This is a genomic window from Acinetobacter sp. UC24323 (assembly GCF_024151445.1).
Taxonomy (GTDB): domain Bacteria; phylum Pseudomonadota; class Gammaproteobacteria; order Pseudomonadales; family Moraxellaceae; genus Acinetobacter; species Acinetobacter baumannii.
In genome coordinates, this window is record NZ_JAHIBY010000002.1 from 486,796 (window position 1) to 513,119 (window position 26,324).

Genomic DNA, 26,324 nt, shown 5'->3' on the forward strand with positions numbered 1-26,324 from the left:
GAAGCCGAAGCTTCCTTTTTTATTTTAAAACGTTTTACTCTTCAGAAGTATCTTCATTATTAGATACAGCTTCTTCGCTATCAGTTTCAGTCGTATCTACTTCACCTTCAAGAAGTTCTTCTTCGTCTTCTACAGCTTCAATTGAAACTACGCCAACAAGCGTTTCTTCTTCGCTTAAACGGATCAGACGAACACCTTGAGCATTACGGCCTGTCATTGCAACTTCTGCAGCACGCGTACGAACAAGCGTACCACCATCAGAAATTAATAATAACTCTTTGGTTTCATCAATAGAAACTGCACCAACTAGCTCACCGTTACGTTCACTTGTCTTGATCGCAATAACACCCTTACCACCACGTTTTTTGGTCGGGAAGTCATTTACTGGAGTACGTTTACCATAACCGTTGGCACTCGCACACAGTACTTCACCTGTTTCAGGTACAACAACAAGCGATACGATGCGACTTACTAGACTTGAATCTGCTGAGTCATCATTATCATCTGAATCATCATTTTCTACATCTGCATCTTCTTCACTTAAGGTGCTGCTTGCAAAGCTTACACGCATACCACGTACACCTTTCGCTGTACGACCCATTGCACGTACGTCAGTTTCAGCAAAACGAATTGCTTTACCTTCGTTAGAGAACAACATGATTTGCTGATTACCATCAGTAATCGCAACACCAATTAAGGTATCTTCTTCATTAAGTTCAATAGCACGCAGACCATTTGAACGAATGTTTGCAAATTGTTCTAACTCAACACGCTTAACTGTACCAGAAGCTGTCGCCATAAACACATAGTGGTTTTCCGGGAACTCGGTTAACGGCAAGATTGCGGTTACGGTTTCTGTTGCATCTAGAGGTAACAAGTTCACGATTGGACGGCCTTTTGCCCCACGTGATGCTTGAGGAACTTCAAATACTTTCAGACGGTACACTTTACCCACATTGGTAAAGCAAAGTACGGTCGCATGGTTCGATGCCACAATCAGATGTTGAATAAAGTCATCATCTTTCATTGAGGTTGCAGACTTACCACGTCCACCACGGCGCTGTGCCTGATAGTCTGAAAGAGGTTGAGTTTTTGCATAACCCGTTTGCGAAACCGTTAATACCACTTGCTCTTCAGGAATTAAATCTTCACGGCAGAAATCCACACGAGATTCAACAATTTCGGTACGACGTGCATCGCCATATTGTTGTAAAACTTGTGCCAACTCTTCGCGAATAACACCCATTAACAAGTTAAAGTCATTTAAAATTGCAGTAAGTTCAGCAATTTGACCTAAAATTTCAGTATATTCCGCATGTAACTTGTCTTGTTCAAGACCAGTTAAACGGTGTAAACGTAATTCTAAAATTGCGCCTACTTGTGTTGGTGACAGACGGTAAATTGAATCACTTAAACCAAATGGACGATTTGGATCTTCACCTTCAATTTCATCTGGGCGAACGGAAATTGCACCAGCTTTTTCAAGTAGTGCAACAACGCCACCACCCGCCCACTCACCCGCAAGTAAACGCTCACGCGCTTCAGCAGGGTTTGCAGAAGTTTTGATGGTTTCAATAATTTCATCAATATTGGCTAAAGCAACTGTCAAGCCTTCCAAGATATGCCCACGTTCACGTGCTTTACGTAATTCGAACATGGTACGGCGTGTCACAACTTCTTGGCGGTGACGAATAAATGCCGCAATAATATCTTTTAGATTCATCAATTTTGGTTGTCCATTGTCTAGACAAACCATGTTGATGCTGAATGAGTTTTCAAGCTGGGTATTTAAGAATAAGTTATTTACAACGACTTCTGCGTTTTCACCGCGTTTCAAGTCAATTGCAATACGCATACCTTCTTTATCAGACTCATCACGAAGTTCTGAAATACCTTCAAGCTTTTTCTCTTTTACTAACTCGGCAATACGTTCAATAACTCTTGCTTTGTTTACTTGATATGGAATTTCAGTAAAGACGATGGTTGTACGACCTGTCTTTTCATCTTCTTCGAAATGGTATTTACCACGAATGTGTAAACGACCTTTACCGGTACGGTAGGCATCAACAATACCTGATTTACCGTAAATAATACCGCCTGTAGGGAAGTCAGGACCGGTAATGTATTCCATCAATCCTTCAATCGAGATATTCGGATTGTCAGCATAAGCCAAACAAGCATTCACAACTTCTGTCATGTTGTGTGGTGCCATGTTAGTTGCCATACCTACAGCAATACCAGCAGCACCGTTAATTAACAAGTTTGGAACACGTGTCGGAAGTACTTCAGGGATACGTTCCGAACCGTCGTAGTTATCTTCCCAGTCAACTGTGTCTTTTTCTAAATCTGCAAGAAGCTCATGTGCCAGCTTAGTCATACGGACTTCGGTATAACGCATTGCCGCGGCGCTATCGCCATCGATCGAACCGAAGTTACCCTGACCATCAACCAATAAATAACGTAAGCTAAAGTCTTGAGCCATACGAACAATGGTTTCATAAACAGCTGAGTCACCATGCGGGTGATATTTACCGATTACGTCCCCAACGACACGAGCAGATTTCTTGTAAGCTTTGTTATAGTCATTGCCCAATTCGTGCATGGCATAAAGCACACGACGGTGAACAGGTTTAAGACCGTCTCTCACATCCGGCAATGCACGAGATACGATTACACTCATTGCGTAATCTAAATATGAATGCTTGAGTTCGTCCTCAATGGCAATCGGTCGGATTTCCGATACGCTCATGCATACTCCTTCTTACAGATAGATATTTCTATCCGTTTATATGTCTTGATCTTGCAAAAAATTTAGTTCCGGAAAGTGAACTAAAATCGAAAAAAATATAGCTGTATACTATAGCATAAAAGCGCTTTGTAATGTGCGGAATCTACACTGCCAATCTGGTGATATTTGTATAATTTAATTGCATATTATTCTACTCTTTTAGCTGCAATCATTATCTTCATGCCTAATCAAAACTATGTGAATTTTATTTTATAAAAATCAAACATCCAAAGCATAAATTTTCTAATTTTTACTTCTAACTTCAGACTGTAAAACAAAAAACCCCTAGTTCAAAACTAGGGGTTTTTAACTTTAATCAATAAAGATTAAAGCTTAGATACCAACTCTGGTACTACAGCGTTCAAATCACCAACTAACCAGTAGTCAGCAACGCTGTTGATTGGCGCTTCTTCGTCTTTGTTGATAGCAACAATAACTTTAGAATCTTTCATACCAGCCAAGTGCTGGATCGCACCAGAAATACCTACAGCAATGTAAAGCTCAGGTGCAACGATTTTACCAGTTTGACCAACTTGGAAGTCGTTAGGTACAAAGCCTGCATCAACTGCTGCACGTGAAGCACCTTGTGCTGCACCAAGCTTGTCAGCTAATGGGTCAAGTACTTTGTGGTAGTTCTCACCAGAACCTACACCACGACCACCAGATACAACAATACGAGCAGCTGTTAATTCTGGACGATCAAGTTTAACGATTTCTTCAGATACAAACTTAGAAACACCAGCATCTTTTACTTCGCCAACTGTTTCAACAGCAGCTGAACCACCTTCCGCAGCAACTGGATCAAATGCTGTACCACGAACAGTACCAACAATGATTGCTTCGTCAGATTGAACAGTTGCAATTGCGTTACCAGCGTAGATTGGACGCTTGAATGTGTTAGCCGATTCAACAGAAATAATGTCTGTGATCATGCTTACATCAAGAAGCGCAGCAACACGTGGAAGAATGTTCTTACCAGTTGTAGTAGAAGCAGCTAAAACGTATTTGTAACCTTTAGCCAAGTCAGCAACTAAGCCAGCTACGTTTTCAGCTAATTGGTTTGCATAAGCAGCGTTGTCAGCAAGTAATACTTTGCTCACACCAGCAACTTTAGCAGCAGCGTCAGCAACTGCTTGAGCGCCTGAACCAGCAACTAATACAGTAATATCACCACCGATTTTTTGAGCTGCAGCAACAACGTTTAAAGTAGCACCGTTAAGTGTCTGGTTGTTGTGATCAGCGATAACTAAAATACTCATGATTTTATCCTTCCGTATTAGATCACTTTCGCTTCATTTTTCAATTTTTCAACAAGCTCATCTACAGATTTCACTTGTACACCAGCTTTACGTTCTGCAGGCGCTTCAACTTTAATCGTTTTAAGCTTAGTACCAGCTGTAACACCGTAATCAGCAGGAGATTTTGTATCAAGCGGTTTTTTACGAGCTTTCATGATGTTAGGCAATGCAGCATAACGTGGCTCGTTTAAACGCAAGTCAGTTGTAATGATTGCAGGAAGTGCAAGTTCAACAGTTTGTAAACCACCGTCGATTTCACGAGTCACTTGTACTTTACCGCCATCCACTTTCACTTCAGAAGCAAACGTACCTTGACCAGCGCCTAATAATGCACCAAGCATTTGACCTACTTGGTTAGAGTCATCATCAATTGCTTGTTTACCAAGAAGGATAAGTTCTGGTTTTTCAGCGTCAACAACACCTTTTAAGATTTTAGCAACTTCTAGAGCGCCAATTTCGTCAGTAGTTTCAACTAAAATACCGCGGTCTGCACCCAAAGCCATTGCAGAACGGATTTGTTCTTGAGCTTCTTTAGGACCAATAGAAACAACAACGATTTCTGATACTGTTCCTTTTTCTTTTAAGCGAACCGCTTCTTCCACTGCGATTTCACAAAATGGGTTAATTGACATTTTAACGTTGGTAAGGTCAACCCCACTATTGTCCGGCTTAACACGAACTTTAACGTTGGCATCAACCACACGTTTTACAGCAACAAGAGCCTTCATGTAATCCTCGGCTGTTCTAGCAAAAGTAAATGTTGAGAAAAGTATATTAACTCTTCGATTAAAATTTTTTAGGTACCCTATCTTGCAATGTGTTTGGCATTTCGGTCAAGTCACAATTTTCTGGAACGGGGCAAAAAAAATGAAATCATCAGTTCATAAAAAAAATTTTATACATATCTAACTCCTATTTTATTCTTTTTAAAGTCTATTTTATACATTGATTTTTATTATCTTTTTATCTTATTTACCTTATTAGTCAGAGGGATAAGACTCTCAAAAATGAGTCAAAATTTATAGTTTTTAGACTATATATGCCGACAAAATGTGCAAAGATCAAAATGGTCAATTGGGTAATTTCATCGATTTCTTTTAAACAAATTTGTAAAAAAATACAAATGATCTCTACATTCTGCTTTTTATTCCAGTTAAAGCGGCTTAATGCTTAGTGGCTCGTGGATGGGCCTGATCGTACACTTGGGCCAAATGATCAAAATCAATATGTGTATAAATTTGAGTAGTCGATAAATTGCTATGACCTAACATTTCTTGAACTGAGCGTAAATCACCACTACTTGATAACATATGACTAGCAAAACAATGTCGAAGTAAATGTGGGTGTAAGTCGACATTTACACCCGCTCTTTGTGCCTGAAGTTTTACACGCTTTTCAATTTGCCTAGGGGTTAATGCACCGCCTCGCTGTGAAATGAAAACGGAAGCATTTTGGTCAAAATGGCCTTTCCAGATATTATAAATTTTTAGCCAATTCAATAAGCTTTCTTTTGCCTTTTTCCCAAACGGTACAATACGGGTTTTATTTCCTTTACCTGTAATACGAACGAGTTGACGATTAAAATCAATATCTTTAATCGTTAAGCCTTGCAGTTCAGCGAGCCGTAAACCACTTGAGTACAGTAGTTCCAACATGGCTTTATCTCTTAACCAAAGCTGCTGATCAACTGGTTTTTCAGGCATGGGTTGATCTAAAATTTGATTAACCGTTTCTATGTCAATCATGCCCGGTAAAGGTCTAGGCTGACGTTTCAATTTAAAATCGTCAGTAGGATTAATTTCTAGGTATTTGCCCTGTTCAGCCCACTTCATAAACTGACGAATAGAAGTAAGATGACGTTGCATGCTACTTGAACTTAACTGATCTTGCTCAACACGTTGAGCCAAATATTCACGTAAATCTGAAGCTTCAACATTTCTTAAATCAACTTTTTTAAGCTCACAAAACTCAAGGAAGCTTTTAACATCTCGCTCATAAGCGGTAATTGTATGCTCAGACTGGTTTTGAATTTTTCTTTCTTTTAACCACATTGAGAGCAGTTGTAATGCAAAATCCAAATTGCTCTCCATTTATTTGCCCATTTTTTTGAGTGTACCAAAAACTATTTAATCAGGAAAATTTGATATCGCACAGCATAATGAATCCAACTTATATATTACAATTTATACTAAGTATCCGTTGGACTTACACCATGACCGCCATACTCATTCCTTATTTAATTGCCATTACTTTACTTACCCTTACCCCTGGTTTAGATACAACTTTAATTATTCGTACTGCAACACTTGAAGGAAAATCTAAAGCGTTTCAAGCAGCTCTTGGAATTAGTCTTGGCTGTATTGCTTGGGGAATTGTCGTGGCATGCGGTCTAGGTGCCCTACTGATGGCATCTGACTTAGCATTCAATATATTGAAATGGATGGGCGCCGCTTATTTAGCATGGCTGGGTTTAAATATGATTTTAAAACCTCGTAGTCAGCTCGCAGATATACAAGACAATCATTCAAATCACTCTACTTCAGAGAATTGGTTTATTAAAGGTTTCTTTGGCAACTTACTCAATCCAAAAGTTGGTATTTTTTATATTTCATTTCTTCCCCAGTTCATTCCAGCGCAAGCATCGGCTGTTACTTGGGTAATGGGACTAGTAATGATTCATGTGGTGATTGGCGTGTTATGGTCAAGTCTATTAATTCTGGCTATGCAGCCACTTTCGCGCTATCTAAAGCAACCCAAGTTTGTAAAATATATGGACCGAATTACGGGCAGTATTTTTGTTCTATTCGCTTTGAAATTGGCGTTGAGTAAAAGGTAATAAAATCAAAAAATATTGTACATATAAAAGAAAGCCTCTTTTATCACGTTAACTGATGAAAAGAGGCTTCTATTTAGGCCATGCGATTAACCTTGGAAATAACGTAAATCCAAACGTCCATCATATACATGAGTTGTTGGACCAGTCATCCAGACCACATCGCCTTCTTGCCATTCAATTTGTAGCTTACCGCCAGCAAGTTCAACTTCTACAGAGTTCGCAAGTAGACCACGGCGCATGCCACTTACCGCAGCAGCACATGCTCCTGTACCACACGCAAGTGTTTCACCCACACCACGTTCAAATACACGTAAGCGAACATGTTTGTCATCAATCACTTGCATGAAACCAGCATTAACTCGCTCAGGGAAACGTTTATGTGATTCAACTTGCGGACCAATACCAGCTACATCAGCAGTTAGTACATCTGGAACTATAGTGACCGCGTGTGGGTTACCCATGTTGACCACATCAATACTAATGTTTTGTTCATTTGCCAACTCAAGGGTATATAAAGCTTCAGGTTCATCAGCCACAAATGGAATTTCGTTTGGTAGAAACTTTGGGTAGCCCATATTTACGCGCACCCAACCATTTTGCCCAAGCTCTGGCTTTACAATACCCGCTTTGGTTTGTACGGTAATGTTGGTTTTATTAGTTAAATGACGTTCGTGGACAAAACGGGCAAAACAACGCACACCATTACCACATTGCTCAACCTCAGAACCATCTGCATTGAAAATACGGTATTTAAAATCAGCTTCGGGTACATCTGGTGGTTCAACAATTAAAAGCTGATCAAACCCCACACCAAAGTGTCGGTCTGCCAAACGTTGAATTGTTGCTGTATCTAAATAAGCTCTTTGGCTAATTAGATCAACCACCATGAAATCATTGCCTAAACCATGCATTTTGGTAAATTCTAATAACATCTCATTTACTCCTCAGGCAATAAACGTTCTTTTTCCCAAAGCGACTCAACCGTTTCACGTTCACGAATTAAATAGCTTTTTTCACCTGATACCATGACTTCTGCTGCACGGCCACGCGTGTTGTAATTTGAGCTCATGACAAAACCATAAGCCCCGGCACCAAGTACAGTCAACAAGTCATTTTCTTGTAATGCGAGTGAGCGGTCTTTACCAATGAAATCACCTGTCTCACAAATTGCACCAACCAAATCCCAAGTTTTTTCTTCGGTATCTGTACGTGGTACAACAGGTTGAATATCCATCCAAGCTTCATATAAAGCAGGACGAATTAAATCATTCATTGCTGCATCAATAATCGCGAAGTTACGATGCGTCGTTGGTTTAAGCAAATCAACTTTGGTTAAAAGTACACCTGCATTTGCACTGATGCTACGACCCGGCTCCATATAAACTTTCAAGCCTAATTTTTCTAAAGCCGGCTTCATAGAGTTTGCATATTCTTCAACACTTGGTGGTGTTTCATCTTTATAACAAACCCCTAAACCACCACCGATATCGATATGTTTCAGATTAATGCCTAGTTTTTTCAACTCATCAATCATCACAATGACACGGTCTAAAGCATCAACAAATGGTTTAGTTTCAGTGAGCTGTGAACCAATGTGGCAATCAATACCTACGATTTCAAGGTTAGGTAAAGATGCAGCATATTGATAAGTTTCATAAACTGCATCACTTGGAATACCAAATTTATTTTCTTTTAATCCTGTTGAAATATAAGGATGCGTTTTTGCATCGACATCAGGATTTACACGTAAAGAAATAGGCGCTTTTTTGCCTAGGCGAGCTGCTACTTTTTGAATACGGTCCAACTCTGCATAAGACTCGACATTAAAACAGGCAATACCTACATTTAATGACGTTTCAATATCAGCTTCAGTTTTACCTAAACCTGAAAAAACAATTTTAGAAGCATCGCCACCTGCTTTTAAAACACGTGCTAGCTCACCACCAGACACAATGTCAAAACCCGCACCAAGTTTTGCCAAGACATTAAGAACAGCTATATTTGAGTTCGACTTCACCGCAAAACAGATTTGATGATCAATAAAGTCAAAGGCACGATCCATATCTAAATAATGTTTTTCAAAAGCTGCTTTTGAATAAACATATAACGGTGTGCCAAATTGCTGCGCAAGCTGCTCTAGAGAACATTGCTCTGCATGCAATACTCCATTAATGCGGGTGAAACTCATGAAGGTGTCCTTATTTCAAAGCTTAAGGTGATGTAGTTTGTGGTTGAGCTGCTGATGATTCGACTGACTGTTCAGCCTGTTCATCTTGTTGCACAACTTGTTTCTGTTCTTTATTACGATAGAGCAAGTATTTTGCACGTTTGTCATAATTTGGATCAGAAGGTAGCTGCAATGCTCCTGACTGACCGCAAGCGCTAAGCAAAATACTGCTGCTCAATAAACTGATGAGGCAAATGACACGACGCATCTGAGCACCTGATTTAAACAATTCGATGCAGTATACCGTGATCAGGCAAGCGGCTAAAGAGTAAACTTGAATAGAAAAACAATATGCATAAAAAACGCCAGCTTTTCAGCCAGCGTTTCATCATAACCAAATAAATTTGATTATTTTTTATGACGTGGTTTATAGAAGAAGAAATAACCAATGATCAAAATAACAAACCAAATTGGGCTGACTTTAAGCGCTTTAAAAGTGTCTGGCTCTAAAGACAATACGTAAATCATACCAATAAAGAAAATAATTGTGATCCAACATGTAAATAAGCCACCCGGCAATTTAAATGTTGATTTGGCATGCAGTTCAGGACGCGTGGTGTAATAACGGATGTAACTCCAGATAATAAGCAACCACACGCAGATGAAGAGAATCGTTGAAAGTGTTGTTGCAAGCGTAAATGCTTCAACTGTATTTGGTACAAAATACTGTAATGCTGCACCTAACAATAAACACGCAGCAGAGAAATACAATGCATTTGCCGGTACCGCACGTCTGTTCAGCTTACCAAAAGCTTTTGGCCCCTGATCTTCACGAGATAAACCAAACAACATACGACTTGTTGAGAATACTCCACTGTTCATGGATGACATGACTGATGATAATACCACCAAGTTCATCAAAATCGCAGCTGCCGCTACCCCTGCTTGACTAAACAGGTTTACAAATGGGCTGATCGCCGGATCAATTCTGTTCCATGGTGTTACTGACATTACAATGAGTAGCGCCAATACATAGAAAATAATGATACGGATTGGAATTGAGTTAATCGCTTTAGGCAAATTACGCTCAGGGTCTTTAGTTTCCGCAGCTGTTGTTCCTACAAGCTCGACACCCACGAAAGCAAAAATTGCAATCTGGAAACCAGCCAAGAAGCCATGCACACCTGTTGGGAAGAAACCGCCATTTGCCCAAAGATGAGTAAATGAAGCGACTTCACCTGTAGTAGACGTAAAGCCTGTAAAGATCATCCACAGACCCACTGCAATTAAAATAATAATCGCAAGGATTTTAATAAGTGCAAACCAGAACTCTAATTCACCAAACAATCGAACTGTTAATAAGTTCAATCCCATAATGAACACAATCGCGGCAACACTAATCATTGCGCCTTCAACAGGCGAGAAAGGTAAGCCATTATTGAAGAACTGTAAGTAATAAATAATTGCAGACAGATCGGCGATACCAATCGTGATCCAACACAACCAGTAGGTCCAACCCACGAAGTAACCAGCCCATGGGCCAATTAAGTCAGTAGAAAAATCAATAAATGATTTATAGGTTAAATTTGACAGAAGAAGTTCGCCAAGCGCACGCATGACAAAAAACACCATCAAACCAATAATCATATAAATAAATAAGATAGAAGGTCCGGCAAGACTAATTGTTTTACCTGAACCCATAAATAATCCGGTACCGATGGCACCACCAATCGCGATCAGCTGTAAATGCCGATTAGAGAGACTACGATGGAGCTCACCTTGTTCATGAGGGTCGCTCAGATTTTGATTCGACATTTTATGAATACACTCCAGTAATTTTTTTAGTCCGTTAGCTAAAATCAAATCAAAAAGACGATATCGCACCATTTGCAGGTATCTTTTAAATGTATATTTTTTGACAACTTTTCAGCTAACCAATTTTTGTCTGTATTGCTGATAATTTCAAGATACATACAATTAAATCCGATAATACGCACAAGAACCTAGCAATACAACGCACTTTTCAGTCTAAAATTAAGACTTGAACCACTTTGATTTTTAAATTAAAAAGCCATATCAATTGATCAACTTTTTAACTACCAATTCCCTCTCGAGCTTCTAATACTTTCTCGAAATTTGACTGACTACTACCTTATCTCTCTATTTTTAAAACATGACATTTACTCTTTAATTTTGCTTACCGAAGCTTAAGCAAAATGTATTCCATATCGATTAAGTTCTCTTTTGGGCTTTTTGCTATACTCTGCTTTTAATGATTATGAAGTTATCTCACTGAAGTCGAATATGAGCAAAGTCAAAACCGTTTACCGTTGCGAGCAATGTGGTGCCGATCATCTAAAATGGGCAGGTCAATGTTCAGAGTGTGGTGAATGGAATTGTCTTAATGAAGTCAAACTAGAACCCACCACTGCTCATCGTGCACGTCCTAAAGTTGGGGGTTATGCGGGTCAAGTCGCCAATATTACAACGCTTAATAAAGTCTCTGTTTCTCATGAAACCCGTTTACCAACAGGCATTAGCGAATTTGACCGTGTGCTTGGTGGTGGCTTGGTGACAGGTTCTGTAGTACTCATTGGTGGTGACCCAGGTATTGGTAAATCGACCATTCTTTTGCAAACTGCGACCCATATGGCAAGCGCAAAAAGTTCTGCGCTTTATATTACGGGTGAGGAATCGCTGTCACAGGTTGCCTTACGCGCCCAACGCCTTGATCTACCAACAGACCAGTTAAAAGTCATGGCTGAAACTTGTGTCGAACGCATTTGTGAAGTTTTAGAACAAGAACGTCCTGTTGTCGCAATTTTGGACTCTATCCAAACGCTTTACACAGAAACGCTTCAATCTGCGCCGGGTGGGGTTTCACAAATTCGTGAATCTGCTGCGTTATTAACCCGTTATGCAAAAAATAGTGGCACAGCGCTATTTATTGTTGGTCACGTGACCAAAGAAGGTGCATTGGCAGGTCCTCGTGTTTTAGAACACATGGTGGACTGCGTACTTTACTTTGAAGGCCAATCAGACTCACGTTATCGAATGATTCGTGCAGTGAAAAACCGTTTTGGTGCAGTCAATGAGCTTGGTGTATTTGGCATGACCGATAAAGGCTTACGTGAAGTGGCTAACCCTTCTGCTATCTTTTTAAGTCGTTATGACGAAGCCATTCCAGGTTCAATTGTCATGATTAGCCGTGAAGGCACTCGCCCACTTTTAGTTGAAGTTCAGGCTTTAGTCGATGATGCTCAAGGACAACCAAGACGTGTTGCACTTGGTCTTGAACAAAACCGTTTAAACATGTTGCTTGCTGTTATGCATCGTCATGGGGGTGTACAAACCACCGGACAAGATGTGTATGTCAATATTGTAGGTGGTTTAAAAATTACCGAAACAGGTTCGGACTTGGCTGTTTTACTTGCATGTGCTTCGAGTTTGCGAACAAAAGCCTTACCTCAGCAGCTTGCAGTTTTTGGTGAAGTTGGGCTTTCAGGTGAAATCCGCCCTGTACCTAATGGTCAGGAACGTTTAAAAGAAGCAGCAAAACATGGCTTTAAATACGTCATCTTACCAAGAGGTAATGCCCCGCAAAAAGCAATTCCGGGCGTACAAGTGATTGCTGTTGCCCGCCTGCATGAAGCCTTGACTGAGGCGATGCAACTCAGTGATGAATTGACATAAAAAAACATACTTTTAAGGTTGAAATTTAGAGTAAATACCTGCATAAATACTATTACAAATTAACTTTAAACAGGAATTTCCTATGGAAGTACACCAGCGTGGCTTGATTACCGGTATTTTAATGGCTGCTTTAGCAATTTCTCCGCTTGCTGAAGCTAAACGTGCAGGTGGTGGTAAAAGCCACGGTATGGCACGTTCTACTACTTCAAGCCAGTCTTATCAACAACCTCGTCAAGTGACTCCAGTTCAACAACCTGCTACAGCACCTCAGAGATCTGGTCCGGGTGTTGGTTCAATGGTTGCCGCTGGGGTGGCTGGTGCTGCCGTAGGTGCTGTTGCAGCAAATGCTTTAGCAGATGACAAATCAACATCAGCTGAACACCAAGTAACTCAACCTGGTAATGAACAAGCTGTTCAAGCCCAAGAAGAGAAAAAAGGTGGTATTCCTGGCTGGCTTTGGGTCTTACTTGCAGCCGCTGTAGCTTTCTTTGTATTCCGTAAATTGGGATCAAAAAAAAAATTAGCAGCTAATAACCCTTATGCACCAAATAATGGCGGTCAAAACCCATTTGGCCGCTCGGCAGCTCCAACCAATACAGGTGACAATACCAATATCTTTGGTCAATCTGTAGGTGGTGGTGCAGCAACACAAGCTCCTTTTGGTAGCGCAACGACGAATAGTGGTAACCAATTACCAGATGGTAGCGAACCTGCTTCTTTCTTACGTGTTGCCCGTCAGCGTTTTAACCATATTCAGTCAATCAATAGTGCAAGTAACATTGAAGAAATTCGTCGTTACTTAACACCTGAACTTTATAACTCTATGTATAACGACATCATGGAGAACCAAGATCAGGACGTTGCTGAGTTTAGTAACTTAAATGCAATGGTTGTAGACAGTGCGACTGAAAATGGTCAATACATTGTGAGCGTACGTTTCACAGGTACAGTAAGTGAAGATTTAAACAGCTTGCCACAGCCATTTACTGAAATCTGGCACTTTGTAAAACCTGTTGGTTCACAGCAAGATTGGGTTGTTGCAGGTATTCAACAAGCCTAACTTAAATAAGTTCTAAATAAAAAAGCCACATTATTGTGGCTTTTTTATTTCGTTGTTTTCAGGCAATTTCGGCTGGAAAAGCAATGACTTTTTCAATTTTAAGTTGATCGGTTGCAACCATGAGTAATCGATCAACTCCTAAAGCGATCCCTGAACATTCAGGCATATGAGGTAACGCAGCCAACAAGTGCTCATCTAATGGCATAACATGAAGCCCTTGCTTAGCCCGCTCTGCATTATCTGCTTCAAAGCGTGAACGTAACACATCTGCATCGAGTAATTCATCGTAGGCATTGGCTAGCTCTAAGCCTTCGATATAAACCTCAAAACGCGCTGCAACCTCTTCCCCATCTTCATCTAATTTCACTTTCGCTAAAGACGCCATTTCTGGTGGAAAGTCAGTTAAAAAGACAGGTGCATCAAACCCTAAACTTGGTTCAACAAAATGAGAAAACAACAAATCCATATAAGCTAAACGGTCATCGCCCAAGTCGAGATTTAACCCAACACGATTTGCTGTGTCTTTAAGTTGCTTTAAAGTCGCTTGCAACGGGTTAATATCTAAACGGTCCTGAAAAGCATGCTTATAACTTAAAATAAACGGACGAACTTCACCAAAACGATGTTGCAAACAGGTTTGCAATAAATCGGCTGTTTCGTGCATTAACGCTTTTAAGTCCAGACCCGGACGGTACCATTCAAGCATGGTAAATTCACTGTTGTGTTTGCGCCCGTGCTCATCGTCTCGGAAAACCTTACAGATTTGATAAATCGGTCCGCTGCCACTTGCCAGTAGACGTTTCATGGCAAATTCAGGCGAAGTCTGTAAATACTGAGTCTGCAATTTGCCATTGATATGACGTAAAGCCTGAACTGAGGCTAAATGTACGTCAGTCACACCTGCTTGTGAAACCACGGGTGTTTCGACTTCCATGACCCCACGTTCTGCAAAGAACTGACGGATTTGAGTATAAAGCTTGGCACGAGCCTTTAAAGCATCAATTGAACAAGTAGGTTGATAACTTAAACTCATGCCTGTGGTCCCCCGTGAGCTGCCCATTCACGGCGCAGCGGATAATTCTTACGTAATAAATCAAATGCTTTTTGCTCTACCTTGCCCTCTTTAACACAGGCACGGATGTTGGCATCATCTTGAGCAATATCATAAATTTGAGATATTTTTTGCTTTAACACTGCTTTTAAATCATGTCTTGAAAAATAGTCTTCACATGCAGGTAACTGAGTTTCAAAACGCTTATTAATGTCATATCCAAATTTTTGGCAAAACGCTTCATAAATCATTTGGGTACCGCGGGCTTTTCCTTCAAGGCTATAACCAGCAATATGCGGTGTCGCCAAAGCCAACATATTTAAAAGCTCTTCAGATATCACTGGCTCATGCTCAAATACATCGAGCACCACTTTACGCTGGGTACGTTGAATGTCTTCGATTAAAGCGGCTTCTTTTACGACCGGACCACGTGCACTATTAATTAAAATCGTGTTCGGTTGAAGCGCTGCAAAAGCTTTTTCGTCAAACAGATGATACGTCGCATGTTCGCCTTTTTTGGTCAGCGGTACATGAATTGAAACTGCATTAGCTTGTTGCAACAAGGTTTGAAAGCTTACATTTTCAATTGAATCTAACTGTACAAAGGGGTCAAAGCCAATCACTTTCCAACCAAGCAACTGAGCCATATAGGCCAAGCGCTTACCAACATTGCCAAGACCCACAATACCTAGCGTAAATTTTTCTTGTTGTTCTAAAAGGCTAGCATCTAAATGCAGTAAAGCTGTAATGACATATTCAGCAACCGCCTGTGCATTACAACCTGCGGCATTGGCCCATGTAATGCCATGCTTTTCTAAAGCTTGAATATCTAAATGATCGGTCCCGATTGTGGCACTACCCACATATTTTAGGGCGGTATTTTGAATTAAACTTTCATTTACTGCGGTGACTGAACGGACCAATAAAGCTTCAGCATCTTGTACGTCTGTATGCGTTAAGGTGCGCCCTGCTTTATGTTGAATATCGCCAAACTCTGAAAAAAAGTAATCGGTAAACGCCAAATTTTCATCTGCGACGATTTTCATGGTCTGCAACCCATAGCTTATAAAAACGTTATTATCCTTTGAGTTGTGGCAAAGTACAATGTTAAGGGTATTAAATTAGTACAGGGTTTCAAGACTCAGTTCACTTACAAACCACCGCCAAAATAAAAGTAAGCCATCACGGCAAGTGTGAGCCAAATTAAAATAATAAGTACGGCAACCAAATAGTTTTTTGGCCGCTTTTCATGTTCATCTAGCCATTCTTTAGCTTGTTGTTCAGCATCAAAAATGACTTGCTGAGGCGTAAAACGAACTGCTAACCAAATGAGTATGGGTAAAATAACCGCATCATCAATAAAACCTAAAATAGGAATAAAGTCTGGAATTAAGTCGATTGGACTAAACGCATAAGCCACCGCTACCACAGCAATAATTTTGGGTAACCACGGCATTTGAGGATGCCTTGAGGCAAACCAAAGCATAATAATTTGTTTTTTTAGACGTTTTGCCCATTCTTTTATTGATTGTACCCAAGACATTTGGACAGACTCTGAACCTTTAGAATTTTATAATAATCTATAAAAACTAACCTTAGCTTAAAAGTGAAAGGAATATCGAATGAACCCAGCCCTAATTCCTTCACATTAAAAGATATATTTTATATTTCCGTATATAAAACAAATCCATCGCCCCTACAAAAGCTTGCCAAAGTCAGGCCCGATTGCTTGGCTAACTGAATGGCCATACTGGTAGGCGCTGAAATTGAAGCAAGCAAGCTAATATTGAGCTGAGCACATTTTCGTATCAGTTCATAACTTGCCCGACTGGTCATCACCACAAAACCCAAACTGGTGTCGTAATTTTCTTGCGCTAAATAACCGAGCAATTTGTCTAAGGCATTATGGCGGCCCACATCTTCAAATAAAGCCACGATTTGACCGTCAACTACCCATGCTGCGGCATGCGCCCCACCCGTTAAAGCAGTAATTTCTTGTTGAGTTTTTAAATGGGAAATAGCACTCGGAATTTGCTCAAGCCATATTTTTGATGCATGCGTTGCAATTTTTGGCACGTCTAACTGAAACTGCTCTAAGCTTTCAATTCCACATAAACCGCAGCCTGTACGGCCTACCATCATACGGCGATGTTCCTTTAGGGCGGCAAATGCTCTCGATGAAATGGTCATTTCCACCGTAATGCCTAGTTCATTTTGATGCACATCAAGGGTATATAGCTCTTTTAAGCTGGTTAAAATTCCTTCCGAGAGACTAAAACCTTTGGCAAATAAATCGACATCGGTCGGTGTCGCCATCATCACCGCATGCGAAATACCGTTATATACCAAGGCAATTGGGTACTCTTGCACAATATGATCTAAGACATTTTCAGATTCGGTTTTGTTAAACCGCTGTACTGGCAATGTTTCAACCCCATAAGCATGTGGTGTCAAAATTATTTCCTTTATTTCAAAATGGCGCTTGTTTAGAGCGCCATTTGCTTAAATTTCATTTTAAAAATCAGATTCACTTAAAGACTGCTGACTTTCTTATTGGCATCTTCAGGGTCAACAGCTGTTGCCAAGTTAAAATGCTCTGGTGCATTTCCGGGATGTAAAATCACAGGAACACTTTTAGAAGCCGGAATCTTGGCATATTTATCATGACTGCTTAAGGCCACCAAAGGATTGGTTTCCGGATAGTAAGCCGCTAAGCTGCCTCGTGGAATGTTGTACGGGACAATACGGAAACTATGCACAATGCGCTTCACACCATCCGAGAAAACACTTTCAATATCAACCCACTGATTTGCTTCAAAGCCCGCTTCATCAATATCGGCTTGATTCATAAACAACACACGGCGCTGACCAAAAACCCCACGGTAACGGTCATCCAGACCATATAAAGTGGTGTTGTATTGGTCGTGAGATCGGGTGGTCATTAAGGTATAAACCTTACTTTCGGTATATGCGGCAGCGTACTGATTTTCTTTATCAGCATAGACTTCTTCAAGTGGCGTAATCAGAAATTGCGCTTTACCACTCTTTGTATTCCAGATGTGCTGATTAGCTGGATGTTCTAAATGGAAACCGCCTGGTTTATAAACGCGCAAATTAAAGTCATGGAATTCATCAAATACATCGGCAATTGAGTCACGAATGCGGTCATAGCTTTCAATGTACCATTTCCATTTAATCTGACTCTCTGGCAGCACGGCCTCAGCCATTCTTGCCACAATATCGGGTTCAGACAAAATATTTTTAGAAATTGGAGTATTACGCCCTGCCGACAAGTGGACATTACTCATTGAGTCTTCAACTGTAATAGCTTGTGGGCCATGAAGCTGCTCATCAATTTCGGTACGGCCTAAACATGGCAAAATAAGCGCATCTTTACCACACACTAAGTGGCTACGATTTAACTTGGTTGCCACATGTACGGTTAAATTACATTTTCTAAGCGCTTCTTGTGTATAAGCGGTGTCAGGTGTTGCAACGGCAAAGTTTCCGCCCAAACCAATAAAGACTCTGATATCACCTTCGGCCATGGCTTTAATGGTTTCAACCACACCATATCCATTTTTTCTTGGTGATTTAATACCAAACACACGGTCAATATTGTCGAGAAGTTTCGGGCTTGGGAGTTCATTAATGCCCATAGTGCGGTCGCCTTGCACGTTACTGTGCCCGCGAACCGGACAAAGCCCTGCACCCGGTCTACCAATTTGACCACGCGCCAACAATAAATTTGCCAGCATATGTACGTTAGCAGTTCCGTGACGATGCTGGGTAATCCCCATACCCCAACAGAAAATTGAACGCTCTGACTCTAAAAAGAGTTTAGCCAGTTTTTCTAAATGTTCAGGTGACAGACCTGAGTGCTTATAAAGATCTGCCCACTCCGTTCTTTCGACCTCAGCAATCATTTCGTCGAAACCAACGGTATTGACTGCAATAAAGTTTCGGTCAAAAACGCTTGGTTTACCTGAGGCAAGGGCCTTTTTATCCCACTCATGTAAGTGCTTTAAAATACCCAACATCAGTGCATAGTCGCCGCCAATTTTAGGCTGGAAATAATAGCGACTAATTGGCGTACTGCCATTGGTCATCATTTCAAGCGGTGCTTGCGGGTCTTGGAAACGTTCGAGACCTCGCTCTTTAATTGGGTTAATCGCAATAATGTTACCGCCGCGTTTAGACACTTCACGCAAAGTACCTAACATACGTGGATGGTTGGTGCCCGGGTTGTGCCCAAAACTAAAAATGGCGTCGGCTAAATCAAAATCTTCTAGGGTGACTGTACCCTTTCCTAAACCAATCGAGTCGAGCAAACCCACACTTGTGGTTTCATGGCACATGTTTGAACAGTCTGGAAAGTTATTTGTACCAAAGCTTCGTACAAATAACTGATATAAAAATGCTGCTTCGTTACTGGCACGGCCAGAGGTATAAAATGCCGCTTGGTCTGGATGGTCTAGCGCATGTAAATGTTGAGCGATGAGCTTAAAGGCATCGTCCCATGAAATAGGCACATATTTATCGGTTGCAGCATCATAACGAACTGGGTCGGTTAAGCGGCCTAGGTCTTCTAGGAAAAAGTCACTTTGTTCTGATAGCCAACTAACGGTATGCCCTGCAAAATATTCGGGAGTGACGGTTTTACTGGTTGCTTCAAAAGCAACCGCCTTTGCACCATTTTCACAGAAGTTAAAGGCATGAGCATCTTTCTTTTCAGGCCATGCACAACCGGGACAGTCAAAACCTGTAGGCTGGTTAATGTTGAGTAAGGTAATTGAACCTTTACCTAAAATATCTTGTCGCTTTAAGTTACGAGCAACACTTAGCAGTGCGCCCCACCCGCCAGCAGGATGAGTATATGGCTCAATTCGCGCAAAACCGTTATTTTCCTGTATGTGCTTTTGTTCTTCTGAATTATCCACTTTTTCATCCTCTTATCTTTTTTACACTCAACAGGCTCAGTGAAATCACAATTTAATTATGGTTTTATCAAAGCTACCCGCTGTTTACCGATGAGTAGAGTCCACTTTTTATATTATTGCCACTATGCTAAAAGCCGGCTCAACCGTTCTTATAATATGTGCCATATTCTTTACAATTACAATAATTCAAGCCAACCACGTTATTTGCATAAAAATATAAAAAACAATGATTTAAATAGATATTAATTCTATCTTTTACAGATAAAAACATTATTGGGTTTCATTTTTAACCGACTGAAAGCTTTTTAAAATTGACACTTACACGACTTTATCTATGTTTTTTCCGCATTAAGCAGTATAAAACAATTAAAAACTTATCTGCATTAGAGCATTTATGAAGGTTGTGATCGCCCCTGATTCATTTAAAGATAGCTTATCGGCTTTAAAGGTAGCTCAAGCCATTGCCAAAGGATGGCAAGCGGTTTTTCCCGATGCAGAAACGATTTTGTGCCCCATGGCAGATGGCGGTGAAGGAACCATTGAAGCTGTGTTAGAAGTCTGCGATGGTCAATGGCGTGAAAAAACTGTGGTTGGACCATTAGGTCAGCCTGTTCAGGCCAAATGGGGTTGGTTAGAAAAACAAAAAATTGCCATGATTGAAATGGCTCAAGCGAGCGGCATACAGTTAGTTCCACCGTCTGAGCGTGATGCCTGCCACAGCACAACATTTGGCACAGGTCAGCTTATTTTGGATGCCTTAGACGCGGGTGCAAAAGATATTATTTTAACTGTGGGCGGTAGTGCGACCAATGATGGCGGCACAGGCTTACTTAGTGCTTTGGGTGCAGTTTTACTCGATGCTAACCAAAACGTTTTATCCGCGGGCGGCCTTGCCCTTAGCCACCTATCCAAAATTGATTTAACACATTTCGACTCACGTATTCAGCACACACGGTTTTTACTAGCTGCCGATGTGACCAATCCACTTTGTGGCCCAAACGGCGCATCACATATTTTTGGCCCACAAAAAGGTGCTTCCGCTGCTCAAGTCCAGTTACTCGATACAGCCCTTGCCCATTTTGCCGATGTCACGGCACAACTTTTAGATTTCGATAAACGAGATGAAGCGGGTTCTGGGGCTGCTGGTGGTTTGGGCTTTGCCGCCAAAAGTTATTTAAATGCAGACTTTAAAGCTGGAGTTAAAGTTGTGGCTGAACTGAATCAACTTGAGCATAAAATTTCTAACGCAGATTGGGTGATGACGGGTGAAGGTAAATTTGACCAACAAACCTTAAGCGGTAAAACCGTTTTTGGGGTAAGTCAAATTGCCAAAGCCCACAATGTTCCGGTCATTGTGATTGCTGGGACTTTAGGTGAAGACTACCAAGTACTTTATGAGCACGGCGTAAGCGCTGCTTTCTCACTAGCCAATGGTCCCATTACCCTAGAACACGCCTGCGAACATGCAGCAGAACTCATTTATGAGCGAACAGTCGATATAGCGAGATTAATTCAGTTTAGCCAAACCAGCTTAAAAGATAAAAAAACTTAATCGGGTAATTTTAAAAGATTCTCTCTACAACTTTCCAAGATTTCATCGCTAAGGTTTGATTGGTCTGGACATGCACGAGACAATGCAATTGCCCCTACTGACTGAGCAAGAATATTAATAGCTTGTTTTCTCAGCTCTTCTGTTTCTAAAGAAACTTGTTTTGCGCGTTCATTCATAATGAACTCAATAAGCTGCTCAATACCCTCTTCAAACTCGACTTTTACTTCGTCGGGCTGTCTAGCGGCATCACAAGATAGCGCTGTTAAGGTACAACCTTGATCTCGGTTGTCCCGATGTGTACGAGACACATACATTTGAATAAATTGAGTTAAGTTTAAACCTTCTATTCTTTTTAAAACCTGCTCAAGACCATATTTGGCAGTAATAGTAACAAGGTCTGTTTTCGAGCTGAAATGTTTATAAAACCCACCATGAGTAAAGCCTGCGCTAGACATTAATTCGGCAATGCCCACCCCGTCGTAGCCTTTACTACGGAACAGTTGAGTCGCCTTTTCAACAATTTTATCTCGGTTTTCTTTTACCTGAGTTTTACTGACTTTCATGTTGGTGCGCTCACTTTTATTCACCCTGCTCGTCATTATTATACATTGATTATGATTGACATCAAAACCTGCATATTTTAGATTATGATCATCATCTAAAAATTAAAGCGTGGAGACATCACATGTCAGCTCAATCAAAAGTACTTATTACAGGGGCTTCGTCAGGAATTGGTTCTGTTTATGCAGATCGATTTGCTCAACGTGGCTATCACTTAATCTTGGTGGCACGAGACACCAACCGTTTAGATAAAATTTCAAAAGATCTTCAAGAAAAATACGGCGTACAGGTGGAGTTCATTCAAGCCGATTTATCAAACGATCAAGACATTCGCAAAATTGAAGATGTACTCAAAAACGATGCTGATATTGAAATTTTGGTAAATAATGCTGGGATTGCACTGAACGGAAACTTTTTAACTCAAGATCGTAATGAGATTGAAAAACTTTTGACTTTAAATATGACTGCGGTGGTGCGGTTGTCTCATGCAATATCGCAATCCCTTATACGCAAAGGTAAAGGCGCCATTATTAATTTAGGCTCTGTACTTGGCTTAGCGCCTGAATTTGGTTCTACCATTTATGGCGCAAGTAAATCTTTCATCCAATTTTTTAGCCAAGGTTTACATTTAGAGCTAAAAGATCATGGTGTGCACGTTCAAGCGGTATTGCCTTCTGCCACCAAAACCGAAATTTGGGAACGTTCAGGTATAGATTTAAGCCAAGTTCCGCCATTAATGGATGTCAATGATTTGGTCGATGCAGCCCTGATTGGTTTTGATCGTAAAGAAACAATTACAATTCCTGTGCTGAAAGATGAAAATCAATGGAATAATTTTGAAAAATCGCGTATGACATTATTACCAAACTTCTCTTCGGCTGAAGTAGCCCAACGTTATAAAAACTAACGACTACGGCTACCCAACTCTCAAGTAGGAAAATCTTATGAATGTTATTGATGCTCTCCGCAAACGCCGTGCAGTTAAACGCTTCGACCCTGCTTTTCAACTCTCTGAAGATGACAAGAAGCAGTTATTGCAAGAAGTTTTAGCAAATGCACCAAGCGCTTTTAACTTGCAGCATTGGCGTCCGGTCATTGTTGAAGATGCAGAGTTAAGACAAAAAATTCGCACGATTGCTTGGGACCAACCACAAGTAACAGAGTCATCATTACTGATTGTGTTATGTGCCAAAGTAAATACATGGGAAGTTGACGCTAAACGTGTATGGGATGGAGCTTCTCCAGAAGTTCAAGATATTATGGTTGGTGCAATCGACCAGTATTACCGTGACCGCCCACAAACCCAACGTGACGAAGTGATGCGTAGTGCGGGCATCTTTGCTCAAACCCTTATGTTACTTGCTCAAGAGCATGGTTTAGATAGCTGTCCAATGGATGGTTTTGACTTTGATGCAATGGCAAAGCTTATTAACTTACCTGAAGACCATGTGGTGTGTTTAATGATTGCGGTTGGTAAATCAGCTTCAGAACCTTATCCACGTGTGGGCAAACTCCCTTACGACGAGGTTATTATTAAAAATACATTCTAAGTTGTAATTCAAATTTTAGGCTTTCATTCTATTTTTAGTTTTATGATAAATAGATGGAAGCCTTTAATTTGGCATACATTTAGGCGCTAAAAATCATAAATTGGCGAATGTAAATTAAGCGACCTTATTTCTATCATCTTCTATATATGACATCGTAATATTAATTAAGCAGTCCACTAACTCTTCAAAAGTAAAACCCATATTTTCAGACGTAAAAAAGTTCATTGTTAAAGCAATACTTGAATGAATTAAAATATAAACCATCATTTTTAAATTTTTGATTTTTAATACTTCAGGATGCATCATGGCATATTCAATGGCCAAGACATTGATCGCTTTTACGGCTTTTACATGACTTGCCTCAGTACTATATTTAGAAGAAACACTGAGCCAATAAAAATATTTATTATTATCTTTTGCCAAAAACTCGCCAATTTTTAAAAAAATTGTTCTGATTGCTTCAGGAATCTCTAAATCTAAAATTTCAGGAATCACGCCATAAATAACTTTTGAAATTTCCGCAATAAAGTGCTGCTGCATCTCAACAAAAAGTGCTTCTTTATTTTTAAAGTACTCATAAAAACTCCCCGATCCTACGCCTGCTATCTCACACACTTTAAGTACTGTTGTATGGTCCAAGCCGTTTTTCATAACAGATATAAATCCGGCACTGACTATAGAATCAAAGGTATTTATTGCTCTATTTTGTTTTGGTTTTCTTATAGTTACCATAATGATTTATCCTTCTAATAATCCGTCTTTTTTCTGTATAAATTCATTGATAAATTCTAGTATAAATCAAAATTTGATCAATTATTTTATAAAGATGAGTTTAAAAAAATGAATACAGCTCTAAAATCGGATCAAAAAATTTTTCGTCGTAATGTTGAACTGACTTACGATCATCATAAAAGTTACTCTTTTTATTATGAGGAAAATCCTGTTGTTACTTCCTTGTTCGTTGTACTTTCAGCGATGTTTCCCGCTGGTGAAATGTTTTTTATAGAAAGTATCAGAAATGTTCGAAATCAAATTAAGGATGAAAAACTTTTAGAAGATATAAAAGCCTTTATTGCTCAAGAAGCTTTCCATAGCCGCGAACATAAAACGCTAAACAATCACCTCACCCATTCGAACTATCCTGAAGTTGTCGAAATTGAGGCCCAAACCAAAGCGCGTTTGGATAAATTACGTCAACTTTCAGCAGTCGAACAAGTCGCCGCTACAGTCGTGATGGAACATTATACCGCCACACTTGCTCGCCTATTACTCACAGACTCGTTAATTAAAGCAAAAACCACGCAAGAGAGCAGAAATCTGTGGGAGTGGCATGCCCTCGAAGAGCTTGAGCATAAATCGGTCGCGTTTGATGTATTAAATGCGATAGGAGGAAATTCTAGCAAAAACAGAAAAGTAGCTTTAGCTAGAGTTGCAAAACTCATTACGCCTATTATTTTTAAATATTGGATAAAAATCTTAAAAAGAAAAGATATTAACTTCACTTTGAAACAGTTGAAGGATGGTATTTATTTAGGTTTTGGTGGAATCAATCGGGTCGGTATTTTGTCTAAAGCATTTGTAGATATGTTAGATGTTAGAGCAGAAAATTTTGACCCGTTAAACATGCAAACAGAACAATTAGAAGCCGAATTCCGAGAAAAACTATTTGGCCAAGCAGGCTTTCTTAGAGACTACCTCAGCTAGAAAAACCAATCTATAAAAGCCCTTATCAGCGGGCTTTTATAGAAATAACGATTTTAATTTTTATGTATTTTGATTGACCTTAACTTTCTATTTTGGATCGGCTCAGATCACTTAGACCAAGAAAATAATCTAGCAATCTCTCCCTTTCATCTACCCCACCAGAGCTTAAAAGCTGAATGATTGTGCCTTCCACCATATATAAAAATAGTTTGGCATCGGTAAAAGAGGCATCAGGTTTTAGTGTTCTAAGCTGACTATAAATTTCATTTTTTAGCCATGTTCTATAGCGCACCGCGGTTTGATAAGCGTTAGGATAACTATTTTTAATTTCAAAAATGGCTTTAAATAATAAGTAATACGGCCCTTCTAAATCGGTATGTAGAAAGTAAAGCTTTTTGAGTTTATCGATGGCAGGAGTGCTTAAGTCATATTCGACCATTGCGACTACTTGTTCTTGGAGCTTTTCTTTTTGCACCATCAGGCAAATTTCAATAAGCCTTTCTTTAGAGTGAAAATAATTATAAAAAGTCGCTTTTGTAATCTCTGATTCTCTCACTATTCTATCGACCCCAATCAGATGAAATCCACGGTGATGAAACAGATCAATTGCTTTATTTACAACGTATAAGGCACGTGTTGGGAGAACTAAATTTGGCATAGTTTTACCGTTATAAATTCTTGTTGTTTATAAATGAGATACTTTTTTGGGAGAAAAAAAGGCACAGCAAAGCCTATAAAGACTATGCTTGGCACATCTCAAGTTTTATTGTTGCTAAGTTTTTGGTTGTGACGATTTAAAGTCTGAAAGCGCTAATAGCCCTCAAACTGCTTTAAAGTTTATGTGGTGTCGTTATAGCTTTTGGCAAAGGTTGCCAAGAAATAATGGATGTGCAAAGTCAACTCCTTTTTATTGGGAGTTCTGCCAAAGCATTAAAATTATGGTGGCAGAACGAAAGAGGGTTGACAGACTGGTCAAACGAGGCCAGCACACCCAAAGGTGTCCCCCTCCCGTTCTGAACTGCACCCCATAAGTTAGACTTTTTAAACTTATGAGGTGTGCCCTATGCCAATTCCGAAGCATTCAAAAGAGTTAAAATTAAAAGTCATTCAAGCTTATTTAGATG

The 26,324-nt window shown here is 40.0% G+C and carries 23 protein-coding genes; 7 read left to right on the top strand and 16 right to left on the bottom strand.

The annotated features are described in order from the left end of the window. Positions 1-34 precede the first annotated feature (34 nt). The 4 genes from gyrA to xerA all read right to left on the bottom strand — a co-directional run bounded on the left by gyrA (position 35) and on the right by xerA (position 6,137). A complete protein-coding gene (gyrA, locus tag KNQ97_RS05015) occupies positions 35-2,749 on the bottom strand; it encodes a DNA gyrase subunit A (RefSeq protein ID WP_000116449.1) in 2,715 nt (904 codons plus the stop codon). A gap of 365 nt (positions 2,750-3,114) precedes the next feature. After that, the gene (locus KNQ97_RS05020; protein ID WP_000025985.1) at positions 3,115-4,047 is read right to left on the bottom strand and encodes an electron transfer flavoprotein subunit alpha/FixB family protein; all 933 of its coding nucleotides are present in this window, start codon (positions 4,045-4,047) and stop codon (positions 3,115-3,117) included. A 17-nt stretch (positions 4,048-4,064) separates the two neighbouring features. Beyond that, positions 4,065-4,814, bottom strand: coding sequence for an electron transfer flavoprotein subunit beta/FixA family protein (locus tag KNQ97_RS05025; protein WP_000646179.1), 750 nt, complete (start codon positions 4,812-4,814; stop codon positions 4,065-4,067). A 435-nt stretch (positions 4,815-5,249) separates the two neighbouring features. Further along, the gene (xerA, locus tag KNQ97_RS05030) at positions 5,250-6,137 is read right to left on the bottom strand and encodes a site-specific tyrosine recombinase/integron integrase (protein WP_002000102.1); all 888 of its coding nucleotides are present in this window, start codon (positions 6,135-6,137) and stop codon (positions 5,250-5,252) included. Between the two features lie 161 nt (positions 6,138-6,298). On the opposite strand from xerA, the gene KNQ97_RS05035 reads away from it, so the two are divergent. Next, positions 6,299-6,922: a LysE family translocator gene (locus KNQ97_RS05035; protein ID WP_000125202.1), complete on the top strand. Its 624-nt coding sequence runs from the start codon at positions 6,299-6,301 to the stop codon at positions 6,920-6,922. A gap of 86 nt (positions 6,923-7,008) precedes the next feature. Here the strand turns inward: KNQ97_RS05035 and dapF are convergent, their stop codons facing one another. The 4 genes from dapF to KNQ97_RS05055 form a co-directional block, all read right to left on the bottom strand. Next, positions 7,009-7,854, bottom strand: coding sequence for a diaminopimelate epimerase (gene dapF, locus KNQ97_RS05040; protein ID WP_002047032.1), 846 nt, complete (start codon positions 7,852-7,854; stop codon positions 7,009-7,011). A 5-nt stretch (positions 7,855-7,859) separates the two neighbouring features. Continuing rightward, a complete protein-coding gene (gene lysA, locus KNQ97_RS05045) occupies positions 7,860-9,110 on the bottom strand; it encodes a diaminopimelate decarboxylase (RefSeq protein WP_000011145.1) in 1,251 nt (416 codons plus the stop codon). Between the two features lie 22 nt (positions 9,111-9,132). Continuing rightward, positions 9,133-9,357, bottom strand: coding sequence for a lipoprotein (locus KNQ97_RS05050; RefSeq protein ID WP_001255198.1), 225 nt, complete (start codon positions 9,355-9,357; stop codon positions 9,133-9,135). Positions 9,358-9,497: 140 nt separating this feature from the next. Then, positions 9,498-10,904 (bottom strand): amino acid permease, encoded by a 1,407-nt coding sequence (locus tag KNQ97_RS05055; RefSeq protein WP_000070815.1) that lies wholly within the window; start codon positions 10,902-10,904, stop codon positions 9,498-9,500. A gap of 489 nt (positions 10,905-11,393) precedes the next feature. On the opposite strand from KNQ97_RS05055, the gene radA reads away from it, so the two are divergent. Next, on the top strand, positions 11,394-12,782 hold the full coding sequence (gene radA, locus KNQ97_RS05060) for a DNA repair protein RadA (protein ID WP_000048860.1): 1,389 nt from the start codon (positions 11,394-11,396) through the stop codon (positions 12,780-12,782). 82 nt (positions 12,783-12,864) lie between these two features. Continuing rightward, entirely contained in the window at positions 12,865-13,842 is a 978-nt protein-coding gene (locus KNQ97_RS05065; protein ID WP_000451848.1) for a Tim44 domain-containing protein, read from the top strand. Positions 13,843-13,900: 58 nt separating this feature from the next. Here the strand turns inward: KNQ97_RS05065 and epmA are convergent, their stop codons facing one another. From epmA to KNQ97_RS05090, 5 genes are all read right to left on the bottom strand, one after another. Continuing rightward, a complete protein-coding gene (gene epmA / locus KNQ97_RS05070; RefSeq protein WP_000059542.1) occupies positions 13,901-14,875 on the bottom strand; it encodes an EF-P lysine aminoacylase EpmA in 975 nt (324 codons plus the stop codon). Beyond that, on the bottom strand, positions 14,872-15,939 hold the full coding sequence (locus tag KNQ97_RS05075; protein ID WP_253611942.1) for a 4-phosphoerythronate dehydrogenase: 1,068 nt from the start codon (positions 15,937-15,939) through the stop codon (positions 14,872-14,874). Before KNQ97_RS05075 ends, epmA begins: the two co-directional genes overlap by 4 nt. 104 nt (positions 15,940-16,043) lie before the next feature. After that, positions 16,044-16,436: a YkvA family protein gene (locus tag KNQ97_RS05080; RefSeq protein ID WP_000119198.1), complete on the bottom strand. Its 393-nt coding sequence runs from the start codon at positions 16,434-16,436 to the stop codon at positions 16,044-16,046. Positions 16,437-16,555: 119 nt separating this feature from the next. After that, positions 16,556-17,347: a formate dehydrogenase accessory sulfurtransferase FdhD gene (fdhD, locus tag KNQ97_RS05085; protein WP_253611943.1), complete on the bottom strand. Its 792-nt coding sequence runs from the start codon at positions 17,345-17,347 to the stop codon at positions 16,556-16,558. A gap of 77 nt (positions 17,348-17,424) precedes the next feature. Next, positions 17,425-19,833: an FdhF/YdeP family oxidoreductase gene (locus KNQ97_RS05090; protein WP_000370445.1), complete on the bottom strand. Its 2,409-nt coding sequence runs from the start codon at positions 19,831-19,833 to the stop codon at positions 17,425-17,427. A 394-nt stretch (positions 19,834-20,227) separates the two neighbouring features. Here KNQ97_RS05090 and KNQ97_RS05095 point away from each other — a divergent pair, with 394 nt between their 5' ends. Then, positions 20,228-21,385 carry a glycerate kinase gene (locus tag KNQ97_RS05095; RefSeq protein WP_253611944.1) on the top strand — a complete coding sequence of 386 codons (1,158 nt, stop codon included), beginning with the start codon at positions 20,228-20,230 and terminating at the stop codon, positions 21,383-21,385. Here KNQ97_RS05095 and KNQ97_RS05100 read toward each other — a convergent pair. Further along, on the bottom strand, positions 21,382-21,948 hold the full coding sequence (locus tag KNQ97_RS05100) for a TetR/AcrR family transcriptional regulator (protein WP_253611945.1): 567 nt from the start codon (positions 21,946-21,948) through the stop codon (positions 21,382-21,384). The genes KNQ97_RS05095 and KNQ97_RS05100 overlap by 4 nt on opposite strands. Before the next feature lie 122 nt (positions 21,949-22,070). On the opposite strand from KNQ97_RS05100, the gene KNQ97_RS05105 reads away from it, so the two are divergent. Both KNQ97_RS05105 and KNQ97_RS05110 read left to right on the top strand, forming a co-directional pair. Beyond that, positions 22,071-22,853, top strand: a complete 783-nt coding sequence (locus KNQ97_RS05105; RefSeq protein WP_253611946.1) for an SDR family oxidoreductase — start codon at positions 22,071-22,073, stop codon at positions 22,851-22,853. Positions 22,854-22,890: 37 nt separating this feature from the next. Further along, a complete protein-coding gene (locus KNQ97_RS05110; RefSeq protein ID WP_253611947.1) occupies positions 22,891-23,496 on the top strand; it encodes a nitroreductase family protein in 606 nt (201 codons plus the stop codon). 114 nt (positions 23,497-23,610) lie between these two features. On the opposite strand, the gene KNQ97_RS05115 is transcribed toward KNQ97_RS05110, so the two are convergent. Next, positions 23,611-24,228 (bottom strand): TetR/AcrR family transcriptional regulator, encoded by a 618-nt coding sequence (locus KNQ97_RS05115; protein ID WP_031997612.1) that lies wholly within the window; start codon positions 24,226-24,228, stop codon positions 23,611-23,613. A 108-nt stretch (positions 24,229-24,336) separates the two neighbouring features. Between KNQ97_RS05115 and KNQ97_RS05120 the strand changes: the two genes are divergently transcribed. Beyond that, the gene (locus KNQ97_RS05120; RefSeq protein ID WP_253611948.1) at positions 24,337-25,200 is read left to right on the top strand and encodes a metal-dependent hydrolase; all 864 of its coding nucleotides are present in this window, start codon (positions 24,337-24,339) and stop codon (positions 25,198-25,200) included. A gap of 79 nt (positions 25,201-25,279) precedes the next feature. Here KNQ97_RS05120 and KNQ97_RS05125 read toward each other — a convergent pair whose 3' ends face one another. Beyond that, the gene (locus KNQ97_RS05125) at positions 25,280-25,858 is read right to left on the bottom strand and encodes a TetR/AcrR family transcriptional regulator (RefSeq protein ID WP_253611949.1); all 579 of its coding nucleotides are present in this window, start codon (positions 25,856-25,858) and stop codon (positions 25,280-25,282) included. Between the last annotated feature and the right edge of the window lie 466 nt (positions 25,859-26,324).